Genomic DNA, 25,725 nt, shown 5'->3' on the forward strand with positions numbered 1-25,725 from the left:
CACCCTGGCCGGGTGCGTCTGTTGCTCCTCTCCGACACCCACCTGCCCAAGCGCGCGAAGGCGCTGCCCGGACGAATCCTCGCGGAACTGCCGCGCGCCGACGTGGTCGTGCACGCCGGCGACTGGGTCGACGAGGACACCCTCGACCTTCTGCGGGCCCGCTCACGGCGGCTGGTCGCCGTGTACGGCAACAACGACGGCCCCGGCCTGCGCGCCCGCCTCCCCGAGGTGGCCCGTGCCGAACTGGACGGGCTGCGCCTCGCGGTCGTCCACGAGACCGGTCCCGCCCAGGGCCGCGAATCCCGCTGCGCCGCCCGCTTCCCCGACACCGACGTCCTGGTCTTCGGCCACAGTCACATCCCCTGGGACACGACCACGTCCACCGGCCTGCGCCTGCTCAACCCCGGCTCCCCGACCGACCGCCGCCGCCAGCCCCACTGCACCTACATGACGGCGACGGTCGCGGACGGCGTGCTGACGGAGGTCCACCTGCACCGCCTGCCGCCCAGGACCTGAGCCGGGGACGCGCCGTCGCCCCGCTCACCGGGGCGGGGCCGGCGGATGGATCAGCCCGGTCGTCGCCGTCAGCGGCACCCCGCTGCCGCCCCACCTCAGCGCGACGATCTCCGCCGCGACGGACACGGCCACCTCCTCCGGCGTACGGGCACCGAGGTCCAGGCCGACGGGAGAGCGCAGCCGGGACAGTTCGGCCGGGCCGAGCCCGGCCTCCCGCAGCCGCCGGGTGCGGTCCTCGTGCGTCCGGCGGCTCCCCATCGCCCCGACGTACGCCGCCGGCCGGCGCAACGCCTCCTCCAGGAGCGGCACGTCGAACTTGGGGTCGTGGGTGAGGACGCAGACGACGGTGCGCTCGTCGGTGGCGGTGCCGCGCAGATAGCGGTGCGGCCAGTCGACGACCACCTCGACGGTGGCGGGAAAGCGTTTCGGGGTGGCGAAGACCGGGCGGGCGTCACACACGGTGACCCGGTACCCGAGGAAGTCGCCGATACGGGCCACCGCCGCCGCGTAGTCGATGGCGCCGAAGACCAGCATGCGGGGCGGCGGTGCGAAGGAGTGCAGGAAGACGGTGACCGAGTCCTCGCGCCGCTCGCCGTGCGGGCCGTAGTGCCGCGCTCCGGTGACCCCCTGGGCCAGCTCCCCGCGCGCGTCGGCCGCGACCGCGGCGTCCAGGCCCTCCGTACCGAGGGTGCCGCGCGTCCGGTCCGGCCACACCGCCAGCGTGGCGCCGCGCCGTCCGGGGCCGTCGACCACGGTCGCCACCGTCACCGGTCGCCCGGCGCCCACCGTCTGGACGACCTGACCGAACGACGGATCCTCGGCCTCCGTCACCCGGCGCACCAGGAGCGTGATCTCCCCACCGCAGCTCAGCCCCACCGCGAACGCGTCGTCGTCGCTGTAGCCGAAGGTCGCCGACCGTGCCTCGCCGGACGCCACGACCTCCTGGGCCAGTTCGAACACCGCGCCCTCCACACAGCCGCCGGAGACGCTGCCCACGACCTCGTCCCCGGGCCCGACCGCCATGGCCGCCCCCGGCCCGCGCGGCGCGCTCCGGCTGACCGCGACGACGGTGGCGAGGCCGAAGGGGGAGCCCGCGGCGTACCACTCGCCGAGCGCCGGGAGGATCTCACGCATCGTCCGCTCCTCTCTCCACCACCGCCGGACACCCGAGCGGGCCGGACGGTGGATGTGCCGGGGACCGTGGCCCCGGGGGCGGTTCCCCCTCCATCCAAGTACGACGGCCGGGGTACGGCACACCGACGGGTCGCCCCCCGCCGATGTGCACACGCGGGAAGACGGCCGATCGGGTGCACGGTCACCCAGGAGGACGACGGCTCGCGCCCCTGTTCGGGTGGCCTGTGCCGCCCGCCGCGCAAGGCGCGTTGCCATGCGCGGCCTCCGTACATGGAATGACCATGCTCCTAGTCCGAGCACCCACAGTCACACCCACCTGGGAGGATGCATGCCCTCAGCCACTGCCCGCGGCGCCGTGACCCTCGGCGCCCTGGCCGCAGCCCTCACCCTGTCGCTCGCCGCGCCGGCCGCGGCGGACGTCGGGGACGAGGACGTCGTGCGGGTCAAGCTCGTCGGTCATGCCGCGTACGACACCACCCCGGAACACATCGCGCCGGGCGACAGCTGGACCACGTACCTGCACCTGCACGACCCGAAGGGCAAGTACGTCGGCGACGGCGGCTCGCGCTGCACCCTCGTCCAGGCGGACCACCACCGGTCGACCACCCAGTGCACGCGGGTGCTGCGCCTCAAGGGCGGGGAGATCACCCTCCACGACATGATCAGCCGCACGGGTCACAAGCCCGTCACCGCCAAGACCTCCATCGCGGGCGGCACGGGCATCTACAACGACGCCGAGGGCGAGGGCTACATCACCCTGGTGGGCAAGCGCACCGTCTTCGACCTCTACGTCGATGACTGACCGGCACACCCGCGCCGACGGCACGTCGGCCGTTCCGCCGTCCGAGTGCACCCCGTCCGACCTGGAGGTTCTGTGATCACATCGGCTGTCCACAGGGTGGTCGTGACCGCCCTCGGCACCACCCTCGCCCTTCTTCCGACGTCGGCGCAGGCCGAACAGAAGGACCAGGACAACGACATCGAGAAGGTCGAGCTCGTCGGCGTCAACCGGGTCGCCACCTGGCCGTCTGTGGACGGTGTGGTCGGCGGTACCTGGAGCACACCGCTGGACCTGTACACCGAGCACAAGGTGAAGAAGACGGGCAAGACGGAGCTGCGCCACGCCGGTGACGGCGAGTCGGAGTGCGACGTGGTGCAGAGCCGGGCCGAGGCCGTCACCGCCCAGTGCACCCGCGTGCTGCGCCTGAAGAAGGGCACGCTGACCCTCAGCGACATGATCGACTACCGGCCGCTGCGGCCGGTCACGGCCAAGACCGCCATCGTCGGCGGCACCGGGCACTACCGCTCCGCCTACGGAGACGGCTACATCACCCTGGACGGTCACCGGACCCACATCGTGCTGAACGTCGACGAGTGACGCGAGGCTGATGCCACCGGTGCGGGAGACGTGGTGCGCGTCCCCGCACCGGCGCCGTCCGGGCCGTCCTCAGTCGTTCACGCCCGAGGTCTTCTCGATGAGGCGGGTGAACACGATGAGCGCCCCCAGGGCGGGCAGCAGACCGGCCAGTGTCCACAGGACACAGAAGCCCGCCGACGCACTGACCGTCATGAGCAGCAGCGTGGGCGCGTCCTCGGAGATTCCCGCCATCAGCAGCAGGAACACGATGGACAGGATCCCCATGGCGATGATGGTGAAGAACGGCCACAGGTAGTTGACGACGGGGAGGAGCCGGGCCTTTCGCGCCTTGCGCAGAAAGGTGTTGTCACAGGCGCGGGTGATCATCGCCAGGACGGCGAACACGGACCCGATGATGACACCCACCATGGAGACGGCGACGCCCAGCACCTCGTCCATCGGCAGGTCGTCGTCGTGCCCGATCCAGGCGCCCCCGAGACCGCCGAACGTCGCCGCCAGCGGCTCCCCCCACCACCAGCTCCGCAGGCTCACGTGCACGAGCCTCATGAACTCCTTGACGTACTTGTTCCCCGTGGTGCGTCCCGGGGGCTCCTCGGGGGACGAGTCAGTGTCGGTCCGCGGTTCTGTGCCCATGCAAGCCCAGCCCGATGGTGGTCAGTCACGCCGAGCCCCTCGCACGCGGCTCGGCCTTCGTCGCGTCACTTCGTCACGGGCCGGGCAGGAGGTCGTCACCGCCAGTCCGCCGTCTCTCCGCCTCCACCGCCGCCTCGTACCTGCCCATGTCCCGTATCGCGTCGTACAGCGACGCGCAGCGCTCGTTCCGCGCATCCGAGCGCTTCTCCCCTTCCGGTGCCCCTAGGCGGTCGAGACGGGGCAGGGCGCTCCTCGGGTCGAAGTCACGAGTGCCTGGCTTGTGTTCGCGGAGCCCGCGAAAAGAGCTGTCCACCGCTCGTACCGCCTTTCATGTATGCCGGACGGGGTACGGAACAAATCGGCTCAAACTGCGCTCAACCATAGGCCGGTTCCGTCGGCAGGGCCCTTCGTGGTGACGTTCGGGTGAACATCGGCTGAATTCCGTGGGGCCGTGCTCGGTGGCGCCCCCCGTGCGGTCCGGCGCCCCCCGTGGTCGGCGTGCGGGCCCCGGAGCGGTCGTGTGAGGGCAAAGACTCGATCGTGAAAGGTGAACTGTCTTGCGAAAATGGGTACTTACTCGTGCGTCAGTTGCTATTGACGGCTCGCCTGCCCATTGGGACGGTAGTGCACATGTCGAATGTGGCGGACATGTCAAGATTGCGCACTCGTCTGCTCGGTGTTCTGGTACTCATCACCGGCTTCCTGACCACGGCGGGCTCTACCCAGCCCGCCTCCGCTCTCACTGACGAACTCTGGTTCGACGCCCAGGCCGCGACCACGCTCACGGTCGACGGCGGCACCTTCAAGGACGGCCTCGGCCGCGAGGTCGTCCTGCGCGGCTACAACGTCTCGGGTGAGACGAAACTCAAGGAGAACAACGGTCTGCCCTTCGCCTCGGTCGCCGACGCGAAGAAGTCGGCGACCGCGCTCAGGGCACTCGGCGGCGGCAACTCCGTCCGCTTCCTGCTCTCCTGGGCCTACGCGGAACCGGTGCGCGGGCAGGTGAGCACCTCCTACCTCGCGGCGGCCACCGCCCAGATGGGCGCGTTCCTGGACGCCGGGATCAAGGTCTACCCCGACTTCCACCAGGACCTGTACTCCCGCTGGCTGTTCGACTCCGACAGCTGGTACACCGGCGACGGCGCCCCCAAGTGGGCCGTCGACCTCGGCGACTACCCCGACGAGTACTGCGGGGTCTGCCCGTTCTGGGGCCAGAACATCACCTCCAACGCGGCCGTGACGGAGGCGACGTACGACTTCTGGCACAACACCCACGGGCTCCAGGACTCCTTCCTGGACACCGCGCAGAAGACGATGACGTACTTGAAGGCGAACCTCACGTCCGCCCAGTTCCAGGGTCTCGTCGGCTTCGACCCGTGGAACGAGCCCCACTTCGGGACCCTCGACTCCGGGCAGACCAGCAGGACATGGGAGAAGGACGTCCTGTGGCCGTTCTACGTCAAGTTCCGGGCGCGGATGGACGCGGCGGGCTGGCAGTCCAAGCCGGCGTTCGTCGAGCCGAACCTCTTCTGGAACGCCAATCTCGACTTCCAGAAGCAGGAGGGCGGCCTCCTCGACGCGGGCACGATCGGACCGCGCTACGTCTTCAACACCCACTTCTACGACCAGAAGGCGATCTCCGGCGTCTTCATGTGGGGCAAGGCGGAGAACGGCCAGTACGTGAACGACTTCGGCACCGTGCGGGACCGGGCCGCCGCCGGTGGCACGACGGCGATCGTCAGCGAGTTCGGACACCCGCTCAGCGGCTCGGTCTCCGACAAGGCGCCCACGGTCTACAAGGCCATGTACCAGGCGCTCGACTCCCGGGTGAAGGGCGTCGACTGGTGGTCGAACCCGGCTGCCTCCGGTCCGGTCCTCTCCGGCTCCCAGTGGCAGTGGGACATCTACTGGGGCCGCCACCACGAGCTGATGAACGACAACCCCGACAAGGTGCAGGTCGAGGGCGACGCCTGGAACGACGAGGATCTCTCCGCCGTACGGCTCGACGACTCCGGAACGGCCGTGCTCCGGCAGGACGCCCGGATGCTGGACCGGATCTACCCGAGCGCCACCGCGGGCCGGACGGTCGCCTTCACCTACGAGGACCGCTCGCGCGACGGCTCCACGACGCTGACCTGGAACCCCGTGCCCAGCTCCCTGCCGAACGTCTCCTCGCTGGTCGGCTCCGGCCAGTACTCCCTGCTGGTCTGGCGCTCGGACGGCAGCACCGAACCGACCGAACTGCACCTCCCGGCGTCCTTCCCCACCGCGTCCACCACGGTGGTGTCCGACCTCGGGGTGACGGCCGCGCCGCCGGCGTACACCACGTCCACGCCGGTCGCCGCCGCCAAAGAACCGGGCGGCACCGGCAGCCGTCGCCTGCTCCTGACCGCCGCCGACACGGGCAAGCTGCACTACGCCCTGGTCACCAACGGCGCGACAGCCCCGTCCGCCACGCAGCTGAGCGCGGCACGGACGGAGCTGTCCAACTGGCTGGCCACCAGGTTCAGTTAGCCGAGGGTCCGGTCCAGTCGGCGGGCACCTTCGCCACCCGCACCCGCTGGGGGTGGTCGCCGACTGCGACGGACACGGTCTTCTTCCCGGTGGCGAAGTCGATCGCGGTGACCTGGTCGGCGCCGCTCTCGGAGACCACACAGGACTTGCCGTCACCGCTGACGGTCGACCAGTACGGCTTGGAGACGGGGACGAGCGGGCCCTCCTGGAGGGTCGCGCGGTCCACGACGGTCGCGTAGTCGTCCATGGTGCCCGCGATGCACAGCTTGGTGCCGTCCGGCTTCATGGTCAGACCGTGGTGGCGGGAGTCGTTGACGAAGGTGGTGCGTTCGTCGCTGACGCCGGGGGACTTGGGCAGGGTCTTGGTGCGGGTGATCTTGTCGGTGGCGATGTCGTACTCGAAGAAGCCGTTGAAGAACGACACCTGGAAGTACAGCTTCGTCTCGTCGGGCGAGAACGCGGCGGGCCGGACCGCGTCGGAGTAGTCGCCCAGCCCGATGGCGTCGAGCCGCGCGCGCATGTCGATCACCTTGACCTGCTGGAAGGTGGTCGCGTCGGCGACCGTGATCTTCCGGTCGCCCTTCGTCCAGTCCAGCCAGGGCGCGTCCGTCTGGGTGTTCACATCGCCGATCGCCATGTTCCAGATGTACTTGCCGTCCTTGGTGAAGATGTTCTCGTGCGGCTTGTCGCCGGTCTTGAACGAACCGACCTGCTTGCCGGTGACGATGTCCAGGACGTGCACGGTGTTGCCGGTGGACGCGGACACCGCCACGCGCTTGCCGTCGGGGGAGACCGCCATGTGGTCGGCGCGGTAACCCGACACCGCGAACCGCCAGTTGATGGCGCCGGTCCTGACGTCGATGGAGACCACGTCGGCGAAGCTCGGCCGGGAGACCACCATCGACGAGCCGTCCGGTGTGGAGTACATGTCGTCCACGAACTGGTCATGGCCCTCGCCCACGCTGTTGCGGATCGTCATGAACGCGATCCAGCGGATCGGATCGGCGTTGATCTCCGCCATCCGCGCGTCCTTGTCGGGGATGACGTTGACCCGGCCGATCTTCGCGAAGTCGCCGGAGGCCTTGATGACGTCCGCGGTGCCCTCCCAGTTGTTGCCCACGAACATCACCTCCCGCAGGTCGGCAGCGGCGTTCGCCGGGGTCGCGGTCGCCACGGCCGAGGCGGTCAGCGCGAGTGCGACGCCGACGGCACCGATATGCCGGTTCCTGCGGCTGCGGCGGGTGGGGGAGAGGGGCATGTCGGATCCTCCTGCGCGGGCGGAGTCTGAACACACCTGTGTTCAGAGCAGACTTACTGGAAAGTAAGGAACGGTCCGCTTCACCACAAGACCAGGGACACGACAAAATCGAGCGACGGCCGTATCGGCCGCCGTACGTGGGGTTCGTCGGGAGGAGAAACGTGTCGGGCAGGCTCAAACAGCCCACCGGCCGTTACGGGGGCAGATCCGCGGCGGAGCGCCGTGCCGAGCGCCGGGACCGCTTCCTCGACGCCGGTCTGCAACTCTTCGGCGACAGCCCCGGCTTCCGGGGGACCACGATCGCGGCGCTGAGCGAGGCCGCAGGGTTGTCGACCCGCCAGTTCTACGAGGAGTTCCACTCCCTGGAGGACGTGCTGGCCGACCTCCACCTGCGGGTCAACGACTGGGCCGAGGAGGCCGCGCTCACCGGACTGGCCACCGCGCAAGGGCAGTCGATCGCCGAGCGGGCCACCGCGGCGTTCCTCGCCTACGCCGCCAACGTCACCGGCGACCCGCGCCGACTGCGCATCACCTTCACCGAGATCGTCGGCGTGAGCCCCCGTATGGAGCGCCAGCGCCTCGAACGCCGCGCCCGCTGGATCGACTTCATCTGCGCCGAGGCCACCGCCGCCGCGGAGCGCGGCGAGGCCGTCCACCGTGACTACCGCATCGCCGCCACCGCCTTCATCGGCAGCGTCAACGGCCTCCTCCACGACTGGCAGGCCGGCTGGGTGGACGCCCCCCTCGACGAGGTGGTCGACGAACTGGTCCGACTGCTGCTGGGGATAGTGCGACCGGCGGGTTGGCGACCGGGGGAGGGTGGAGGGGTGGAGCGGTAGGGGGCGGCACGGTGGTTTTTCGGGTGCGGGTGCGTGGGGCTTCTCGCGCAGTTCCCCGCGCCCCTGAAAAGCAGGGGCTGCGCCCCGTGCGGTCAGCCCGCCAGTCGGTTCACCGCGGTCAGGACCGGGGCCACTCCGTCCTCCGCGCGCAGTTCTTCGGCCAGGGCTCGGGCGCGACGGCCGTACGACGGGTCGGTGGTCGCCCTTCGCAGAGCGGCCGTCAGGGCGGTGGCCGTGAAGCCGCGCAGCGGGACGGCACCCGGGGACACCCCGAGCGCGACCAGGCGGGCGGCCCAGAAACCCTCGTCGAACTGCACGGGCACCGGAACGGCCGGGACCCCGGCACGCAGGCCCGCCCCCGTCGTGCCAGCGCCCGCGTGGTGGACGACGGCCGCCGTCCTCGGGAAGAGCAGGGAGTGCGGCACCTCGCCCACGGTGAACATGTCGTCGCCCTCGCCCCGCAGTTCGCTCCAGCCCTGCTGGATCACCCCGCGCAGCCCGGCCGCCCGCAGGGCCCGTACGATCTCGCCGCTCATCCGTTCGGGATCGGGCACGGTGGCGCTGCCCAGGCCCACGAAGACCGGGGGCGGACCGGCGTCGAGGAAGTCCAGCAACGGCGCCGGCAGGCGGTCCTCGCGGTCGTACGGCCACCAGTAGCCGGTGACGTCCAGCCCGGCGCGCCAGTCCCCGGGCCGTGGCACCACCCGGGGGCTGAAGCCGTGGAACACCGGCCAGCCCAGCCGCTCCCGGGCCCGCCGCGCGGCCACCCGGCCGGTGGGCGCGAGCCCGTACTCCGCGCGCAGCCGGCGCACCTCCTCCGTGAAGATCCACTCGACGGCCGTGTTCACCGCGTGCCCTGCCGCCCGGTTGACGACCGGGCCCCAGGAGCGCACCCCGGTCATCGGAGGCGCGAACTCCCTTGTCGGCGCCAGCGGTTGCAGGTTGACGCCCAGGCTCGGGATCGAGAGTCCCTGGCCGATGGTGTGGCCAAGAGGTGCCAGGGTGCCCGCCAGCAGCAGGGCGTCACTGGCGCGGGCGGCGGCCACCAGGTCGCCGACCATCCGGCCCACCAGACTCCGGGCCATCTCCATCGCCCGGTACAGCTTCCCGGCGCCGGTGGAACTCCGGTGCAGTCCCTGACCGCGCTCCGACTCCAGCTCCGCCCGCGGATCCACGGGCAGAGCGTGGAAGACGACCCCCGAGCCCGCCACCAGCGGTTCGAACCGGCCGTGGGTCACCAGCGTGACCTGATGCCCCGCCCGCACCAGCCCGTGTCCGAGCCCGGTGTACGGCGCGACGTCACCCCGGGAACCCGCCGTCATGATCGCTACACGCACGCCCGCCAGTATGGCGTCGCGGCCACGCCCCGTCAGGGGGGCCGCGCAGCGATGACCCGAAAGAGCCCCTGTCCGAAAGCACGCCGCCTCGTCGGGCCGATCGGCTCACCTCGGGAGGTCGCCCCGGCCGTCGAGGATCTGTCAGCGTTCGGCCACGGCGGCGGCCCCGCGCCGCGCGGGACCAGTGCCGTGGACATTCAGCCGGGAGCAGAGGCTGATCCGTACCGGGCGTTGCTCCGCACGCCCTCCGCGGTCACTCGTCCCAGGCCTGGATCATGGTGTGGTCGACGATCTTCCCGTCCTTCAGGGAGATCATCGAACTCGCCAGGACCCTTACCCCGTCGGGGTATTCACAGGATTCGGTGAACGCGACCTGGTCCCCCTGGACCAGGCACTGCTCGACCTTGTGGGTCATCTCCCGGCCGCAGACGTCGTCGAACATCGCGCCGATCTCGGACCGGCCGTGCAGGACCTTGGGGTGGCTGGGCTGGGTGTTGCGGTCCACGACGCGCAGTTCGGCGTCGTCCGCGTAGAGCGACGTCAGTGTCGCCGCGTCGGCTTCCTCCGTGCCCCTGCGCAGCGCTTCGACGTCGAAGGCGGGGCTGGTCGAGGTGCCCATGGATGACCTCCTTCGAAGGGCCGTGGCCCGGCATGGGTGAACGGGCCGCGAACGGCCTCTCCCTCGAGGCTCCTCCGCCGGACGGGACACGGCAAGCGCAAGCGCGACAGGCGCCGCGCGGTGGGGCACGCGGTCCCGCGTTCGGGTATGCGCCTCCCGGGTGAGCGGCCGTGACCGTCGGGGGCCGGGGACCGTTGCTGAGGGCATGATCTCAACTCGACGTATCGTCGCCGCCGTGGGTCTCGCCGTCGGTGTCACGGGCCTGGCCGCACCGATGGCGAACGCGGACGCCGTCGCGGAAACGACGCAGCTCAACCCGATGACCATGCTGGACTCGCTCGCTGTCAGTGACCTCCCCGAGGAGCACAGGTCCGCCCTGCCGCGCCCTTCGCGGCAGCTCAAGAGCCTCGACCAGGTCCACGAACTGAACCGCCTCAACGAGTTGCACCAGGTCACCGACATGGCCGCTCCCGCCCTCGGCCTGCTGGGCGCCATCGAGTAGCGGAGCCGGTCGCACACGACGGGAGCCCCGCCACGCGCTTCGTGGTGGGGCTCTTGACATGCGCGGGGGCCGGGCAGAGCATCACGGAACAGTAACGTAATTGAATTTCGCACTAAGAATGCTCAAGAGCGATCATGCTCGATCGCGTACCGTCGTCGATACGTACCCCGAGGAAGCCGCATCATGGCCATCACCCGTGACCTTCTGATCGGCGGCAAGGACGTGCCCGCCGCGTCCGGCCGCACCGCCGAGGACCTCGACCCGTACACGGGGGAGGTGTACGCGACGGTCGCGGCGGCCGGGCCGGAGGACGTCCGGCGGGCCGTGGACGCCGCCGACGCCGCGTTCGAGGAGTGGGCCGCGCTCACCCCCTTCGCCCGGCGGGCGATCTTCTTCAAGGCCGCCGACCTGCTGGAGGGCCGGGGCGACCAGGTCGCCGACATCATGGCCCGCGAGGCGGGCGGCACCCGGCCGTGGGCGTACTTCAACGTCGCGCTCGCGGCGAACATCCTGCGCGAGGCGGCGGCCGCGATCACCGCTCCGCGCGGCGAGGTCCTCAGCAGCCAGAAGGAGGGCGCGCTCGGCCTCGCGGTACGCGAACCCCTCGGCGTGGTGGCCGCTTTCGCCCCGTGGAACGCGCCCGTCATCCTCGGTGTACGGGCCGTGGCGGCGCCGCTGGCCGCCGGCAACACCGTCGTCGTCAAGCCCAGTGAGGACGCCCCGATCGCCTGCGGACTGCTGGTCGCGGACGTGTTCCGGGAGGCGGGCCTCCCCGACGGCGTGCTCAACGTCGTCACCAACGCCCCCGAGGACGCGGCGGAGATCGCCGAGGCGCTGATCTCCGACGAGCGGGTGCGCGCGGTGAACTTCACCGGCTCCACCGGCGTCGGCCGGATCATCGGCGAGCACGCGGCCCGTCATCTCAAGCCCGCCGTACTGGAGTTGGGCGGCAAGAACGCCGTGATCGTGCTCGACGACGCCGACGTGGACTACGCCGTCGACGCCGTCACCTTCAGCGTCTTCATGAACGCCGGGCAGATCTGCATGTCCGGCGACCGCATCCTCGTCCACGAGTCGCTGGCCGAGGAGTTCGCGCAGAAGTTCACCGCCAAGGTCGCCACGCTCCAGGCCGGCGACCCGAACCACCCGCACACGGTGGTCGGCCCGCTGGTCAGCGCCGACGCCGCCCGGCGGATCGCCGCCCTGGTCGAGGACGCCGTCGCCAAGGGCGCCAAGGTGCTCACCGGGGGCGGGCAGCCGGAGGGCGCGGTGCACCCGGCGACCGTGCTCACCGACGTCCCCAAGGACGCCGACCTCTACTACCAGGAGTCCTTCGGACCGGTGTGCGTCCTGCAGCCGTTCGCCGACGACGCCACGGCCGTGGCCGCCGCCAACGACACCGACAACGGCCTGAGCTGCGGCGTCATCACCGAGAACGCCACCCACGGACTGGCCGTCGCGCGCCGGATCCGTACCGGCATCGTGCACGTGAACGACCAGTCGGTGGCGGACGAACCGATGGCCCCCTTCGGCGGGGTGAAGGCCTCCGGCTACGGGCGCTTCGGCGGCCGTTGGGGCATCGAGGCGTTCTCCAACACCCGCTGGGTGACCATCGCCGGCCAGCAGTCGCACTTCCCCTTCTGACCGCCTACCGGCCCTGCCCGACGGCCGGGATCACCCGGCCGTCGCGAGGAACTGCGTGGCCGCCAACTCCGCGTACAGCGGGTCGGCGGCCACCAGTTCGCGGTGGGTGCCGACCGCGCGGACCCGGCCCGCGTCCATGACGACGATGCGGTCGGCCATCGTCACCGTGGACAGCCGGTGCGCCACGACCAGCACCGTCGTCGTACGGGCCACATCGGCGACCGTGTCGCGCAGTGCCGCCTCGTTCACCGCGTCGAGCTGGCTCGTCGCCTCGTCGAGCAGCAGCAGCCGGGGCCGGCGGAGCAGGGCCCGCGCGATGGCGACCCGCTGACGCTCACCGCCGGAGAGCTTGGTGCCCCGGTGGCCGACCAGGGTCTCCAGGCCCTGCGGGAGCTTGGCGACCAGTCCGTCCAGGCGGGTCGTCTTCAGCACACGGCCGACCTCGGCCTCGTCGGCCCGCGGGTTGCCCAGGAGCAGGTTGTCCCGCAGCGTCCCGGACAGCACGGGCGCGTCCTGTTCGACGTACCCGATCGCGGAGCGCAGCCGGGACAGGTCCCACTCGGCGACATCGCGGCCGTCGACCGTGATGCGGCCCGCCTCGGGGTCGTAGAACCGCTCGATCAGCGAGAAGACCGTGGTCTTGCCGGCACCCGAGGGGCCCACGAACGCCGTCATGCCCCGGGCCGGGACGTCGAAGGTCACCCCGTGGTGGACGTACGGCAGATCGTCGGCGTACCGGAAACGGACCTCGTCGAAGGCGAGCGCGGCGGGCGCCGCGTCGGAGGACGGCAGCGGGGCCGGGCGGGCGGCCGGTTCGGCGGGCAGCCGCAGCGCCTCCTGGATGCGGGCGAGCGCGGCGGCACCGGTCTGGTACTGCGTGACCGCGCCCACCACCTGCTGTATCGGCGACATCAGATAGAAGACGTACAGCAGGAACGCCACCAGCGTGCCCACGTCGATCGCGCCGGTCGCGACCCTCGCGCCGCCCACTGCCAGCACGGTGATGAACGCGATCTGCATGGCGAGTCCGGCCGTGTTCCCGGCGGCGGCCGACCACTTGGCGGCCCGCACGCTCTGCCGCCACGACTCCTCCGCCGCCGCGTGGATCGTCTCCTCCTCGCGGTGCTCTGCGCCGGACGCCTTGACCGTGCGCAGCGCGCCGAGGATCCGCTCCAGCGAGGCCCCCATCGCGCCGACCGCGTCCTGCGCGGCCCTGCTCGCCCGGTTGATGCGCGGCACGATCACCCCGAACACCACGCCCGCGCCCACGATCACGCCCAGGGTCACGAGCAGCAGCACCGGGTCCACCAGACCCATCAGCACCACCGTCGCCACCAGCGTGAGCCCACCGGTGCCGAGGCCCACCAGGGTGTCGGTGGTGACCTCGCGCAACAGGGTGGTGTCGGAGGTGATCCGTGCCATCAGGTCACCCGGCTCGCTGCGGTCCACCGCCGTGATCCGCAGCCGCAGCAGATACGACGACAGGGCGCGCCGCGCGCCGAGCACCACCGACTCGGCCGTGCGCCGCAGGACGTACGAACCCACCGCGCCCAGCGCCGCGTTGCCCACCACCAGCGCGGACATCAGGAGCAGCGCCCAGGTGATCGTCCGGTCGTGCGACAGGTCGTCGATCAGCTCCCGGGCCACCAGCGGCAGGGCGAGGCCGGTGGCCCCGGTGACGAGGGACAGCAGCGCGCCCAGCAGCAGTGCCCCACGGTGGGGCCGTACATAGCCGAGCAGCAGCCGCCAGGTGGGTGGCTGCCGCTCGGCGGTGGTCTCAGGGGTGCTCACGAGGCTCCTCGGCAAGTCGGTCGGGGAGTGGGGACCGGGCGCGGAGCCTCAGCCTACGTCGGGGGTGAGGAGCGCCGGGAACGACTTCCGACCGCCCGGCAGGAGGGCCCGGTCCCCGGCGAGCCGGGGTGTGCGGGGGCCTGGGGTCCGTCATCCGCAGGGTGGCGCGGCTCGCGAGCCCGCGCTCCCGGCCGCGGGTACGAGGGGGGTACGTACGGCGGACGGTGTCGTCACCCGGCTGGCGGCGGCCTCCTGTGCCCTGGACCGGGCGGGCTTCGCGATCATCGCCACGGGGCTGCAGCAGTGCCTCACCGACGCCGACGAGAACGAGCGGAACGGCGAGACGAACGAACAGATGCGGGCGCGGCTGGAGAAGCTCCTCCTGTCGCTCGCGTGAGCACGTGCGGGTGGTCCGTGCCGCGGCGATGCGGGCGCGCTCGGAGGCGTACGCGATCTGCGCGCCACGCCGGGCCGTGGCCCCGGTCGCCCGACCGCACGACCGTTTCGGCCACGGCTCCCTCGGCACGGGAGGCCCTACTCGCTGGTCAGTCCGTAGGGTGACCGTGGGCGGGCGACCGCCGTTTCTGGGATCGAACGGAAAGGTTCACCATGGCGCAGGAAGTACGCGGCGTGATCGCACCGGGCAAGAACGAGCCGGTGCGGATCGAGACGATCGTGGTGCCCGACCCGGGACCGGGGGAGGCCGTGGTGAAGGTGCAGGCGTGCGGGGTGTGCCACACCGACCTGCACTACAAGCAGGGCGGCATCAACGACGACTTCCCCTTCCTGCTCGGTCATGAGGCCGCCGGTGTGGTCGAGTCCGTCGGAGCGGGCGTCACGGACGTCGCCCCCGGCGACTTCGTCATCCTCAACTGGCGTGCCGTGTGCGGTAGTTGCCGGGCATGTCGACGTGGTCGCCCCTGGTACTGCTTCGCCACCCACAACGCCACGCAGAAGATGACGCTCGCCTCGACCGGTCAGGAGCTGTCACCCGCCCTCGGCATCGGCGCCTTCGCGGAGAAGACCCTCGTCGCCGCCGGCCAGTGCACCAAGGTCGACCCGGCCGCCGCACCGGCGGTCGCCGGACTGCTGGGCTGCGGGGTGATGGCGGGCATCGGCGCCGCGATCAACACCGGGAACGTGGGGCGCGGGGACAGCGTCGCCGTCATCGGCTGCGGCGGCGTCGGGGACGCGGCCATCGCCGGTTCCCGGCTGGCCGGCGCCGAGAAGATCATCGCCGTCGACATCGACGACCGGAAGCTGACCACCGCCAAGAGCATCGGCGCCACCCACACGGTCAACTCCAAGGACACCGACCCCGTCGAGGCGATCCGCGAGCTGACCGGCGGTTTCGGTGCCGATGTCGTCATCGAGGCGGTCGGTCGCCCCGAGACCTACAAGCAGGCCTTCTACGCCCGCGACCTGGCCGGCACGGTCGTCCTCGTCGGCGTCCCCACCCCGGAGATGAAACTCGAACTCCCCCTCCTCGACGTCTTCGGCCGCGGCGGCGCCCTGAAGTCCTCCTGGTACGGCGACTGCCTGCCCGACCGCGACTTCCCCATGCTGATCAACCTCTATCTCCAGGGCCGTCTGGACCTGGAGGCATTCGTCACGGAGACCATCGGACTCGACGACGTGGAGAAGGCCTTCGAGCGGATGCACGGCGGCGACGTCCTGCGATCGGTGGTGACCCTCTGATGGCCGCCCGCATCGAACACCTCGTCACCTCGGGCCAGTTCAGCCTCGACGGCGGCACCTGGGACGTCGACAACAACGTCTGGCTCGTCGGCGACGACCACGAGGTGCTCGTCATCGACGCCGCCCACGACGCCGACGCCATCGCCGAGGCCGTGGGGGACCGTCGGCTCGTGGCCATCGTCTGCACCCACGCCCACAACGACCACATCGACGCGGCCCCCGCCCTCGCCGAGCGCACCGGCGCGCCGATCTGGCTCCACCCGGACGACCTGCCGCTGTGGAAGCAGACCCACCCCGACCGGCTGCCCGACCACTGGCTGGCCGACGGTCAGGTCATCGAGGCCGCCGGCGCCGACCTGACCGTCCTGCACACCCCCGGCCACGCCCCGGGCGCCGTCTGCCTCCACGACCCCGGTCTCGGCACGGTCTTCACCGGAGACACGCTCTTCTCCGGTGGCCCCGGCGCCACCGGTCGTTCCTACTCCCACTTCCCGACGATCATCGACTCCATCCGCGACCGCCTGCTCGCCCTCCCGCCGGACACGGTCGTCCGCACCGGCCACGGCGACACGACGACGATCGGAGCGGAGGCCCCGCACCTTCAGGAGTGGATCGACCGGGGCCACTGAGAGGCCCGCTCGCCGCGTCCCCGCGTCCCCCCGCAGGGGCGCGGGGACGCGGCGACGCGCGACACATCCGGCTCCCGGGCGTCACCCACCGAAAACCCGACAGAAGATGTCCGGCTTCCACGACACCCTCGTGTCGAGGACGCCGGAACACCACGGCGTCGGCAAGGTGACACCCGTACGCAATGGAGGTCGGAGATGTCGAAGCCGCTGGACGGCAGGATCGCACTGGTCGCGGGAGCCACGCGCGGAGCGGGCCGGGGGATCGCCGTCGAACTGGGGGCGGCCGGAGCGACGGTCTATGTGACAGGGCGCTCCACGCGGGAGCGGCGCTCCGAGTACGACCGCCCGGAGACGCTGGAGGACACCGCCGACCTGGTCATTGAGGCGGGCGGCCATGGCATCGCCGTACCCACCGACCATCTCGAACCGGCACAGGTCCGGACCCTCGTCGACCGGATCACCGAGGAGCAGGGCCGGCTCGACGTCCTCGTCAACGACATCTGGGGCGGCGAGAAGCTCTTCGAATGGGAGAGCCCGGTCTGGGAGCACGATCTCGACAACGGGCTGCGGCTGCTGCGCCTGGCCGTCGAGACCCACGCCATCACCAACCACTTCGCCCTGCCGCTGCTGCTGCGCAACCCGGGCGGCCTGGTCGTGGAGATGACCGACGGCACGGCCGAGTACAACGGCACCCACTACCGCAGCACCTTCTTCTACGACCTCGCCAAGTGGTCCGTCCTGCGGATGGCGTTCGCGCTCGGCCATGAGCTGGGACCGCGCGGCGCCACCGCCGTGGCCCTCACCCCCGGCTGGCTCCGTTCGGAGATGATGCTCGACCACTACGGGGTCACCGAGGAGAACTGGCGGGACGCCCTCGAACGCGTCCCCCACTTCGCCATCTCCGAGACCCCCCGCTTCGTCGGCCGGGCCGTCGCCGCGCTCGCCGCCGACCCGGAGGTCGCCCGCTTCAACGGGCAGTCCCACTCCAGCGGTTCCCTCGCCCGGACCTACGGCTTCACCGACCTCGACGGCAGCCGCCCAGACGCCTGGCGCTACGTCGTCGAGGTCCAGGACGCGGGCAAGCCGGCGGACACGACCGGCTACCGCTGAGCGCCGTCACCGCGGTGGGGCGGGCCACCGTCACCGTGGTTCGGTGGCGGTGCCTGCAGCTGCCAGCGTGCCGAGTGGCCGGGCGGGAGCGCCAGATCCTCCCGCACGGCCACGTAGTAGGCCTCCCTCCCGGCGCGCTGCCGCTCCAGCAACTCCTGCCAGGCCCGGGGATCACGGGTCCCGGCGCGCAGGAACTCCTCCATCCTCATCACCGTGACGACCCAGGCGCGGGCCTTCTCCACCACCTCGGGGCTGCCCAGGAGCAGCAGTGCCTCGCCGGAGGGGTCCCGGGCGACCGTTGCCTCCGCCATGAGGGGCGCGGCCTCCTCCGGTGAGAGGGGGTGGGGATGCGGGTCGTTGCCGAGATGGGAGGCGACCCGGTAGGTCAGGGTGATGGACTGCTTCAGAGCCCGCGCCCAGTCGGCGTACACCGTGAGCCGTCGCTCCTCCCAACGGGTCGCCCGCTCCTGCCGGAACCGCACCTGCTCGCCCCGCATCACCACCAGATACGAGCCGAGAGCGCCGATCACCACGCCCAACAGGGCCGGGAGTTGCTGGATAAACGTTGACATGATCAGACCGTAACCGGGACGAAGAGCGCGTCGCATCCGTCCCGGCGACGGGTGGCGCGGAGTACGTTCTGCCGTATGCATGCGATGGGACGCTTCGAGGGGCGGTAGATGCTCGCCAGGGAGTGTGTACGAGGTCGAGTTAGCTCGATCGTGTGATGGTCTGGTCGCGGGCTTGCGGTGTCGTGGGCTGATCGGGTTTACGTGATCGTGCGATCTGGGACGCCGAGAACGGAGCCAGCGCACGGAGCCCCCTCTCCTCCGGAGAGAAGGTTTGGGGCCTCTCCGTCGCCCTCTGTCCGTACCCACTTGGCCAGGTCGTGAGGGAACTGGCCTCCCTGGATCGGACCACGCACGCGATGCGTGTCGCCGCCCAGGGGTCGAGTACGCCGGGGACCTGGGGGCACCTCCCACGCCCTTAAGGCAGTGGGGGAGCGCCCAAGACCGTTCGGGGCGTGCGGCTGGACATGTGCACTCATGCTCAGTCCAAAGGAACGGTACGGGGTTCTCATCACGGGCGCGGCGCGCGGGATCGGCGCGGCCACGGCCCGGCGGCTGGCCGAGGAAGGGGCGAAGGTACTCGTCACCGACGTGGACGCGGCGGCGGCCGAGCGGACCGTGACGGAGTTGCGGCAGCGCGGGCTGGCCGTCGAGGCGTTCCGGTGCGACGTCGGGGACCGGGAGTCCGTCGAGGCGGCCGTCGCGCACGCGGTGACGGTCCTCGGTTCGCTCGACGTCCTGGTCAACAACGCCTTCGGCTGCAGCCCGGACGCGCCGCTCTGCGAGGACACCCCTGACGAGACCTGGGCCCACGACCTGGACCTCACCCTGACCGGCGCGTTCCGCTGCGCCCGTGCGGCCCTGCCGCACCTGGTGGCCTCGGGACGCGGCGCCATCGTCAACATCGGCTCCGTCAACGGCCTCCAGCGCTTCGGCAACCACGCCTACAGCGCCGCCAAGGCCGGTCTCGGCTCCCTCACCCGTACCCTCGCCGGTGACGCCGCGCCCCGTGGCGTCCGCGTCAACCTCGTGGCCCCCGGCACGGTCCGCACCCCTGGCTGGGCCGGCCGCGAGGCCCACTTGGACGACCTCGCCGAGATCTACCCCCTGGGCCGTGTCGGCGAGCCGGCCGACATCGCGGCGGCCGTGGCCTTCCTCGCCTCCCGGGACGCGGCCTGGATCACGGGCGCCACCCTGCCCGTGGACGGCGGCCTGCTGGCCGTGAACACGGCGTTCGCGCGGGCGGCGCGGGCCTGGCGGGACGAGGAGCGGGCTTAGGGTCCGTCGGGTCAGGGCCCCGCGACGGCGGTGCCGGTTCCCCGACGGCGATCGGCCCCGGCGACGGCGGTCACGGCCCCACAGCGACGGTCACGGCCCCACAGCGGTGGTGAGGGCCTCCGTGGCCGTGACCACGGTTTCGAGGACCCGTTCGGTGTCCGCCCTCGTCGTGCGCCAGTTGCTGAACGCGGCCCGCAGCGCGTGCGTCCCGTTGAGGACGGTCGGGGTCACGAAGGCCTCGCCGGAGACGGCGATCGCCCGGGCCAGGGCCTGGACCCGTTCCCGGGTGGGCCGTTCGGCGAGGGTGAAGCAGACGACGTTCAGCCGGACCGGTGCGACGAGGGTCAGCCCCGGTGCCTGTGCGAGGCGTTCCCCGAGGGCGCGGGCCAGCGTGACGTTGCGCTCGACGATCTCGCGGTGCCCCGCCCGGCCGTACGCCATGAGGGAGAACCAGGCCGGCAGGGCGCGCAACCGACGGGAGTTCTCCGGTGTGAGGTGCAGGAAGTCGGGCTCGCCGGTGGGGAGGCCGAGGTAGGGGGAGTCGTTGCGGAAGACACGCACCTGGAGGTCCCGGCGGCGGGTGAACTGGACGGCGGCGTCGTAGGGGACGTTCAGCCACTTGTGGAGGTCCACACAGATCGAGTCGGCGCTGTCGAGGCCGTCGACGAGATGCGCGTACGACGGCGACAGCGCGGCGAAGCCGCCGAACGCGGCGTCCACGTGGAGCCAGAAGTCGTGGCGTTCCTTGAGCGCGGCGATGGCGCGCAGGTCGTCGAAGTCGACCGAGTTGACGGTCCCGGCGTTGGCCACCACGATCGCCGGCCGCCCCTCCAGAGCCTCCAGGGCGGCGGCGAGGGCCTCCACGTCCACGGCCTCACGGCCCCCGGACAGCAGGGGGACGGCACGCAGCCGGTCGCGGCCGACGCCGAGCACGGAGAGCGCCTTGGCGATGCTGGAGTGGGGGCTGCCGGACAGCACGTCGACGGGACCGAGCGCGGCGACGCCCTCTTGGGCCACGTCCACGCCCAGCCGTTCACCGAGCCACTCACGGGCGACGGCGAGCCCCACGGTGTTGGAGACGGTCGCACCGGTGACGAAGGCGCCGCCGTACTCCGAGCCCAGTCCAAACAACTCGCGCAGCCACCCGAGGGTCTGCCGTTCCAGAGCGCTCGCGGAGGAGTCCTGGTCACCGGAGACGTTCTGGTCGTAGGCACTGGTCAGCCAGTCCCCGGCGACGGCCGCCGGGGTGGCCCCGCCGGTGACGAAGCCGAGGTAGCGGGGCCCGGCCGATCCGGAGAATCCGCCGGCCCAGCGCTCGGCGAACTCCGTCAGGGCCCCTTCGGCGCCGACGCCCTCGACGGGGAGCGGCACGGTCCCGGGCGGCCCGTCGAGCCGGGCGACGGGCCGGTCCGCGAGACCCGTCACCTCCTCGGCGGCGAAGTCACGGGCGGCCTGCAACAGTTCGGGAAGCCGGGAGAGATCGTCGGCGAGTACGGAGTCCATGATCGGCAGGGTAGGGCGGGGAGCCGACCGTGGTCCCGGTCCACCTGTGGAGAACTGGCCCTGTCGACGGGCGGACGGACGGAGGTGCGGAGGGGCGGCGGACGGGTGACCCGGGCGGCCGGGCGGCCGGGCACGGGACGGCATGGCTCCTTCGCATTCCTGTAATTGCCCGAGGGGGCGATGGCGAATGGTGCGCCTATTCCGACCCTCCGGGCAAGCGCTTCCGGGAATTACCGGAAGTTACTCTGGCGTACCCTCGCGACAGAAAGCGTCAAGGTGTCTGAAAGGTCGTCATAAGTGCACGATCCGGACAGCGTCGAAAAACTTCGTTGAGGTTTGAACGGCGCTCGCGCTCTTCGCGTATTCGACGGCGTGAGCAGGAATCCCGTTACCGTCACCGTCGCGTACCAGGTGGTGCCGGGGCGCGAGGCCGACTTCCACTCATGGGGGTGGGCCGCGCTGCGTACAAGTGCGCAGCAGCCGGGTTTTCTGGGGGGTGGCGTACTTGTCGACGGAGAGGCTGAGTGGCATGTGGTCTACCGTTTCGACAGCGAGAACTCGGCCCGGACCTGGGAGAATTCCGTGGTCTGGGCCCAGTGGTCGGCCCGCGCCGACGGACTGGCACAGGAGACCGGCCGTCGGAGCATCGTGGGTTCCCGGGCCTGGTTCGACTCCCAGACCGCCCGGGCCCCGACGCCGGCCGGCCCTCCGGGGCCACCCCCGAAATGGAAACTGTGGTTGGTGAATTCCGGTGCGGTCTTCCCGCCCGTGTTCTTGTTCAACCAAGCAATACTTCCCTATCTCAACGACCTGAATCCGCTTTTCCGTACACTTCTGCTGTGTCTGACCGTGGCAGCCATCGTCACCTGGATTCTCATGCCGAGACTCCAGAGATTCCTGAAGAAATGGCTGTATCCGCCGTTGCAGGCGTTGCGCGGCCGGCACAAACGACGGACCGCCTAGGTCCGAGAACGAAGAGGGGGGTGGGCGGGTGAAGACCCTGCTCATCGACAATTACGACTCGTACACGTACAACCTGTTCCAGCTGATCGCCGAGGTCAACGGCGAGGAGCCGGTGGTCGTGCTCAACGACGCTTCGGCCGACGACATTCCGGAGCTGGGAGAATTCGACAATGTGGTGGTGTCGCCGGGACCCGGCCACCCCGCGGAACGGCGTGACTTCGGAATCGCCGCCCGGCTGATATCCGAGGCCGAGATCCCCGTGCTGGGCGTCTGCCTGGGCCATCAGGGCATCGCCGTGGGGGAACACGCCGACGTCGAGCCCGCCCCGTGGCCCCGCCACGGGCACCTGTCCACGGTCCGGCACGACGGACGCGACCTGTTCCTGGGCATCCCGCAGAACTTCACGGTCGTCCGCTACCACTCGTTGTCCGTGCGCGAGCCGCTGCCGCCGGCCCTGGAGGCGACCGCCTGGTCCGAGGACGGCGTCCTCATGGGGCTGCGTCACCGCGAACGGCCGCTGTGGGGCGTCCAGTTCCACCCCGAGTCGATCCTCACCGACCACGGCCACCGGCTGCTGGTGAACTTCCGCAACCTCACGGCGGAACGGACCGGCAGCCCTCGCACCAAGAACACGGCCGTCGCACCCGTCACGAACACGCACCACACCGCGCTCCCCTCCCTCGCGGGCGCTATCCCCCGCCCCCGGCGGGCGCCCGGCGCCGGGTACCGACTGCACACCCGTCGCATCGCCGGCGCCGTCGACGCCGAGGCCGCCTTCACCCGGATGTACGCCGACGCGCCGCACGCCTTCTGGCTGGACAGCTCCCGCGTCGAGCCCGGCCTGGCGCGGTTCTCGTTCTTCGGCGACGGCAGCGGCCCCCTCGCCGAGGTCGTCCGCTACGACGTCGACAGCGGCAGTTGCCAGATCGAACGGCAGGGCCGGCCCACCCGCAGGGTCCAGGCGAGCGTCTTCGACTATCTCAAGCGGCAGCTGGCCGTCCGCAAGGTCGACGCGACGGGTCTGCCCTTCGACTTCACCGGCGGCTACGTCGGCTACTTCGGCTACGAACTCAAGGCCGACACCGGCTCCGAGAACCGGCACAAGGCCGAGACCCCGGACGCGGCCTGGCTGTTCGCGGACCGGCTGATCGCCGTCGACCACCAGGAGGGTCACACCTACGCGGTCTGCCTCTCCGAGGACACCCCGGCGGCGTCCCGCGAGGCCGGCGACTGGCTCGACACCGCGCTGGCCCAGCTGACCTTCGTCGGCTCGGACCCCACGGTCCCCCTGAGGGCCGCCACCGCGCCCTACCCGCGCGCCGCCGAACCCTGGCTGGTCCGCGACCGCGCCACCTACCTCGCCGACATCGACGCCTGCAAGGCGGAGCTGAACGCGGGCACCAGCTACGAGGTCTGTCTGACCAACGCGGCCCGGTTACCCGCTCCCTACGACCCGTACGACTTCTACCGGGTGCTGCGCCGCGGCAACCCCGCCCCGTACGCGGCCTTCCTCAGGTTCGGCGACCTCGACATCGCGGGCTCGTCGCCCGAGCGGTTCCTGCGCATCACCCGCGACGGCATCGCCGAGGCCAAGCCCATCAAGGGCACCGCACCCCGGGGCGCCGATCCGCAGGAGGACGACCGGCTCCGCGACGAACTGGCCGCCGACGCCAAGACCCGCGCCGAGAACCTGATGATCGTCGACCTGCTCCGCAACGACCTCGGCCGGGTCTCCCGGACCGGCTCCGTGAAGGTCACCCGCCTGATGGCCACGGAGACGTACGCCACCGTGCACCAACTGGTCTCCACGGTGGAGGGCAGGCTGCGCGAGGGCACCGACGCCGTCGACTGCGTCCGGGCCTGCTTCCCCGGCGGCTCGATGACCGGGGCACCCAAGCTGCGCACCATGGAGATCATCGACACGCTGGAGACCGAGGCGCGGGGCGTGTACTCGGGAGCCCTCGGCTACCTCGGGTGCAGCGGCGGCGCCGACCTCAACATCGTCATCCGTACCGCCGTGTTCCAGGGCGGCCGTATGCATCTGGGCGCGGGCGGCGCGATCGTCCTCGACTCCGATCCCGCCGCCGAGTACGACGAGATGCTGCTGAAGACGGCGGCACTGATGCGGGCCCATCGGGAGCACTCCTCCGCCCCCGCCGTCACCGAGGAGCCGACGCGATGACGATCACGACGACGTCCCGGCCCACCCGGCAGTCCGCCGACGCGGGCGCCCCCGGCAACGTCGCGGCCCATCTCGCCGCCCTCGCCGAGCGACGCGGCTGGGCCGACCGCCCGGCCTTCCACCAGGGCCACCGGGCCTGGTCCCACGGCGAGATCCACGCCCTCGCGGCCCGCACCGCCACCGTCCTCACCGACCACGGCGTTGGCCCCGGCGACCGTGTGCTGCTCGCCCTCCCGGACTCCGTCACCTGGGTCACCACGTTCCTCGCCCTGGCCCGCCTGGGCGCGGTGGCGGTCCTGGTCAACCCCGAACTCACCCCTCCCGAACTGCAGTTCATGGCAGAGGACACAAGGGCGGTCCTCTGGGTCACGGGGCCAGGGCTCGACGGTCACATCCCCTCGCCCCGAAAGGCGCACGGGGCGGTGACCCCCGCGGCTCCGCGGCGCGGGCGGGACCAGCCAACGACAACGCGCACCGGGAACACGTCCGAGCCGGCGCGGCGCCTCGGCGCCGACCAGCTGACCGCCCTGAGCGCGACGGCCGCCCCCACCACCCGCGCCCACCCGGTCGACGCCCACACCCCCCTCTACATCCAGTACACCTCCGGAACCACCGGCCGGCCCAAGGGCGTCGTCCACGTCCACGGCGACCCCAAGACGTACCACGACCTCATCGGCCGCCGGCTCCTGCGCATCACCCCGGACGACGTCACCCTCTCCGTCTCCCGGCTGTACTTCGCCTACGGCTTCGGCAACGCCCTGGTCTTCCCGCTCTTCTCCGGCTCCTCCGCCGTCCTCGCCGACCGCCGTCCCACCCCCGCGGCGGTCGACGAACTCGTCGCCCGGCACCGGGTGACCCTCCTGTACTCGGTGCCCTCGGCGTACGCCGCCCTCGTCACCGACCGGGCCGACGGCCACCGGGACTGCTTCGCCTCGGTACGGGCGGCGGTGTCCGCCGGCGAGGGCATGCCCGCCGGACTCGGCAAGCAGGTCACCGAACTGCTCGGCGCACCCGTCCTCGAACAGATCGGCTCCACCGAGGCCGGCCACGCCTTCTGCGCCAACAGCTTCGACCACAACCACCCCGGCACGGTCGGCCGCCCCGTCCCCGGCTTCGAGGTGGAACTCCGCGACCGCGCCGGCCATCCGGTGCCGGACGGCGAGGCGGGCGAACTCTGGGTGCGCGGACCGACGGTGACGCCCGGCTACCTCAACCGGCCGGAGGAGACCGAGCGCACCCTCGTCGGCGGCTGGCTGTGCACGCGGGACCGGGCCGTCCGCGAACCCGACGGCACCTACCGGCACCTCGGCCGCGCCGACGACATGGAGATGGTCGGCGGCATCACCGTCTCCCCGCTGGAGGTGGAGGACCTGCTGCGCACCCACCCCGGCGTCCGGGACGTCGCCGTCGCCGCCGTCACCGACGAACGCGGCGCCAGCAGGCTACGGGCCTTCGTCGTCCCCGTCCCGCCCATCGGGGTGGGCCTGGAGGCCGAACTGATCTGCATGGCCCGCGACCGGCTCGCCGCCTTCAAGGTCCCCCGCAGCGTCAGTTTCGTCCCCACCCTGCCCCGCACCGCGACCGGCAAGCTCCGTCGCCACCTCGTCCGCCAAGGAGCGTGGTGAGCC

At 71.4% G+C, this 25,725-nt stretch carries 23 protein-coding genes; 15 read left to right on the plus strand and 8 right to left on the minus strand.

The features are described 5' to 3' along the window. The first annotated feature begins 12 nt into the window (after positions 1 to 12). Positions 13 to 516 carry a metallophosphoesterase family protein gene (locus RM704_RS00065; protein ID WP_033528593.1) on the plus strand — a complete coding sequence of 168 codons (504 nt, stop codon included), beginning with the start codon at positions 13 to 15 and terminating at the stop codon, positions 514 to 516. Between the two features lie 24 nt (positions 517 to 540). Here the strand turns inward: RM704_RS00065 and RM704_RS00070 are convergent, their stop codons facing one another. Next, positions 541 to 1,650 (minus strand): XdhC family protein, encoded by a 1,110-nt coding sequence (locus RM704_RS00070; protein WP_033528594.1) that lies wholly within the window; start codon positions 1,648 to 1,650, stop codon positions 541 to 543. A 328-nt stretch (positions 1,651 to 1,978) separates the two neighbouring features. On the opposite strand from RM704_RS00070, the gene RM704_RS00075 reads away from it, so the two are divergent. Both RM704_RS00075 and RM704_RS00080 read left to right on the plus strand, forming a co-directional pair. Continuing rightward, positions 1,979 to 2,452, plus strand: a complete 474-nt coding sequence (locus tag RM704_RS00075) for a hypothetical protein (RefSeq protein WP_157856721.1) — start codon at positions 1,979 to 1,981, stop codon at positions 2,450 to 2,452. A gap of 72 nt (positions 2,453 to 2,524) precedes the next feature. Then, complete coding sequence (locus tag RM704_RS00080; protein ID WP_078937213.1) at positions 2,525 to 3,028, plus strand: hypothetical protein; 504 nt, start codon at positions 2,525 to 2,527, stop codon at positions 3,026 to 3,028. Between the two features lie 69 nt (positions 3,029 to 3,097). Here the strand turns inward: RM704_RS00080 and RM704_RS00085 are convergent, their stop codons facing one another. Continuing rightward, positions 3,098 to 3,574: a hypothetical protein gene (locus tag RM704_RS00085; protein WP_157856722.1), complete on the minus strand. Its 477-nt coding sequence runs from the start codon at positions 3,572 to 3,574 to the stop codon at positions 3,098 to 3,100. A gap of 717 nt (positions 3,575 to 4,291) precedes the next feature. Between RM704_RS00085 and RM704_RS00090 the strand changes: the two genes are divergently transcribed. After that, positions 4,292 to 6,175, plus strand: coding sequence for a glycoside hydrolase family 5 protein (locus tag RM704_RS00090; RefSeq protein ID WP_033528599.1), 1,884 nt, complete (start codon positions 4,292 to 4,294; stop codon positions 6,173 to 6,175). Here RM704_RS00090 and RM704_RS00095 read toward each other — a convergent pair. Next, positions 6,168 to 7,433 carry a YncE family protein gene (locus RM704_RS00095; protein WP_033528600.1) on the minus strand — a complete coding sequence of 422 codons (1,266 nt, stop codon included), beginning with the start codon at positions 7,431 to 7,433 and terminating at the stop codon, positions 6,168 to 6,170. The genes RM704_RS00090 and RM704_RS00095 overlap by 8 nt on opposite strands. Positions 7,434 to 7,594: 161 nt before the next feature. Between RM704_RS00095 and RM704_RS00100 the strand changes: the two genes are divergently transcribed. Further along, on the plus strand, positions 7,595 to 8,272 hold the full coding sequence (locus RM704_RS00100) for a TetR/AcrR family transcriptional regulator (protein ID WP_033528601.1): 678 nt from the start codon (positions 7,595 to 7,597) through the stop codon (positions 8,270 to 8,272). A gap of 92 nt (positions 8,273 to 8,364) precedes the next feature. On the opposite strand, the gene RM704_RS00105 is transcribed toward RM704_RS00100, so the two are convergent. Together RM704_RS00105 and RM704_RS00110 are read right to left on the minus strand one after the other, a co-directional pair. Next, on the minus strand, positions 8,365 to 9,594 hold the full coding sequence (locus RM704_RS00105) for a glycosyltransferase (protein WP_033528602.1): 1,230 nt from the start codon (positions 9,592 to 9,594) through the stop codon (positions 8,365 to 8,367). A 268-nt stretch (positions 9,595 to 9,862) separates the two neighbouring features. Continuing rightward, complete coding sequence (locus RM704_RS00110) at positions 9,863 to 10,228, minus strand: nuclear transport factor 2 family protein (RefSeq protein WP_033528603.1); 366 nt, start codon at positions 10,226 to 10,228, stop codon at positions 9,863 to 9,865. Positions 10,229 to 10,433: 205 nt separating this feature from the next. Here RM704_RS00110 and RM704_RS00115 point away from each other — a divergent pair, with 205 nt between their 5' ends. Further along, entirely contained in the window at positions 10,434 to 10,730 is a 297-nt protein-coding gene (locus tag RM704_RS00115) for a hypothetical protein (RefSeq protein WP_033528604.1), read from the plus strand. Positions 10,731 to 10,913: 183 nt separating this feature from the next. Next, positions 10,914 to 12,374 carry an aldehyde dehydrogenase family protein gene (locus RM704_RS00120; RefSeq protein WP_033528605.1) on the plus strand — a complete coding sequence of 487 codons (1,461 nt, stop codon included), beginning with the start codon at positions 10,914 to 10,916 and terminating at the stop codon, positions 12,372 to 12,374. A gap of 30 nt (positions 12,375 to 12,404) precedes the next feature. Here the strand turns inward: RM704_RS00120 and RM704_RS00125 are convergent, their stop codons facing one another. Further along, positions 12,405 to 14,165: an ABC transporter ATP-binding protein gene (locus RM704_RS00125; protein ID WP_033528606.1), complete on the minus strand. Its 1,761-nt coding sequence runs from the start codon at positions 14,163 to 14,165 to the stop codon at positions 12,405 to 12,407. Between the two features lie 130 nt (positions 14,166 to 14,295). Here RM704_RS00125 and RM704_RS00130 point away from each other — a divergent pair, with 130 nt between their 5' ends. From RM704_RS00130 to RM704_RS00145, 4 genes are all read left to right on the plus strand, one after another. Then, positions 14,296 to 14,562, plus strand: coding sequence for a metal-sensing transcriptional repressor (locus RM704_RS00130; RefSeq protein ID WP_107072330.1), 267 nt, complete (start codon positions 14,296 to 14,298; stop codon positions 14,560 to 14,562). A 212-nt stretch (positions 14,563 to 14,774) separates the two neighbouring features. Further along, positions 14,775 to 15,863: an S-(hydroxymethyl)mycothiol dehydrogenase gene (locus RM704_RS00135; RefSeq protein WP_033528607.1), complete on the plus strand. Its 1,089-nt coding sequence runs from the start codon at positions 14,775 to 14,777 to the stop codon at positions 15,861 to 15,863. Continuing rightward, complete coding sequence (locus RM704_RS00140; protein ID WP_033528608.1) at positions 15,863 to 16,492, plus strand: MBL fold metallo-hydrolase; 630 nt, start codon at positions 15,863 to 15,865, stop codon at positions 16,490 to 16,492. Before RM704_RS00135 ends, RM704_RS00140 begins: the two co-directional genes overlap by 1 nt. Positions 16,493 to 16,687: 195 nt before the next feature. Continuing rightward, positions 16,688 to 17,602, plus strand: a complete 915-nt coding sequence (locus RM704_RS00145) for an SDR family oxidoreductase (RefSeq protein ID WP_033528609.1) — start codon at positions 16,688 to 16,690, stop codon at positions 17,600 to 17,602. On the opposite strand, the gene RM704_RS00150 is transcribed toward RM704_RS00145, so the two are convergent. After that, positions 17,593 to 18,174, minus strand: a complete 582-nt coding sequence (locus tag RM704_RS00150) for a hypothetical protein (RefSeq protein ID WP_052146155.1) — start codon at positions 18,172 to 18,174, stop codon at positions 17,593 to 17,595. The two genes, RM704_RS00145 and RM704_RS00150, sit on opposite strands and share 10 nt — an antisense overlap. Before the next feature lie 474 nt (positions 18,175 to 18,648). On the opposite strand from RM704_RS00150, the gene RM704_RS00155 reads away from it, so the two are divergent. Further along, positions 18,649 to 19,449, plus strand: a complete 801-nt coding sequence (locus tag RM704_RS00155; protein ID WP_033528610.1) for an SDR family NAD(P)-dependent oxidoreductase — start codon at positions 18,649 to 18,651, stop codon at positions 19,447 to 19,449. A gap of 90 nt (positions 19,450 to 19,539) precedes the next feature. On the opposite strand, the gene RM704_RS00160 is transcribed toward RM704_RS00155, so the two are convergent. Then, the gene (locus tag RM704_RS00160) at positions 19,540 to 20,952 is read right to left on the minus strand and encodes a pyridoxal phosphate-dependent decarboxylase family protein (protein WP_033528611.1); all 1,413 of its coding nucleotides are present in this window, start codon (positions 20,950 to 20,952) and stop codon (positions 19,540 to 19,542) included. 372 nt (positions 20,953 to 21,324) lie between these two features. Here RM704_RS00160 and RM704_RS00165 point away from each other — a divergent pair, with 372 nt between their 5' ends. The 3 genes from RM704_RS00165 to RM704_RS00175 are packed head-to-tail and all read left to right on the plus strand — an operon-like array spanning position 21,325 to position 25,722. After that, complete coding sequence (locus RM704_RS00165) at positions 21,325 to 21,915, plus strand: antibiotic biosynthesis monooxygenase (RefSeq protein ID WP_311588584.1); 591 nt, start codon at positions 21,325 to 21,327, stop codon at positions 21,913 to 21,915. A gap of 28 nt (positions 21,916 to 21,943) precedes the next feature. After that, complete coding sequence (pabB, locus tag RM704_RS00170) at positions 21,944 to 24,097, plus strand: aminodeoxychorismate synthase component I (RefSeq protein WP_033528613.1); 2,154 nt, start codon at positions 21,944 to 21,946, stop codon at positions 24,095 to 24,097. Then, positions 24,094 to 25,722, plus strand: a complete 1,629-nt coding sequence (locus RM704_RS00175) for a benzoate-CoA ligase family protein (RefSeq protein ID WP_033528614.1) — start codon at positions 24,094 to 24,096, stop codon at positions 25,720 to 25,722. The genes pabB and RM704_RS00175 overlap by 4 nt, the downstream gene beginning before the upstream one ends. Positions 25,723 to 25,725 lie beyond the last annotated feature (3 nt).

Origin of the sequence: Streptomyces gottesmaniae (assembly GCF_031845845.1) — a bacterium.
In the GTDB taxonomy this organism is placed as follows: Bacteria; Actinomycetota; Actinomycetes; order Streptomycetales; family Streptomycetaceae; genus Streptomyces; species Streptomyces akebiae.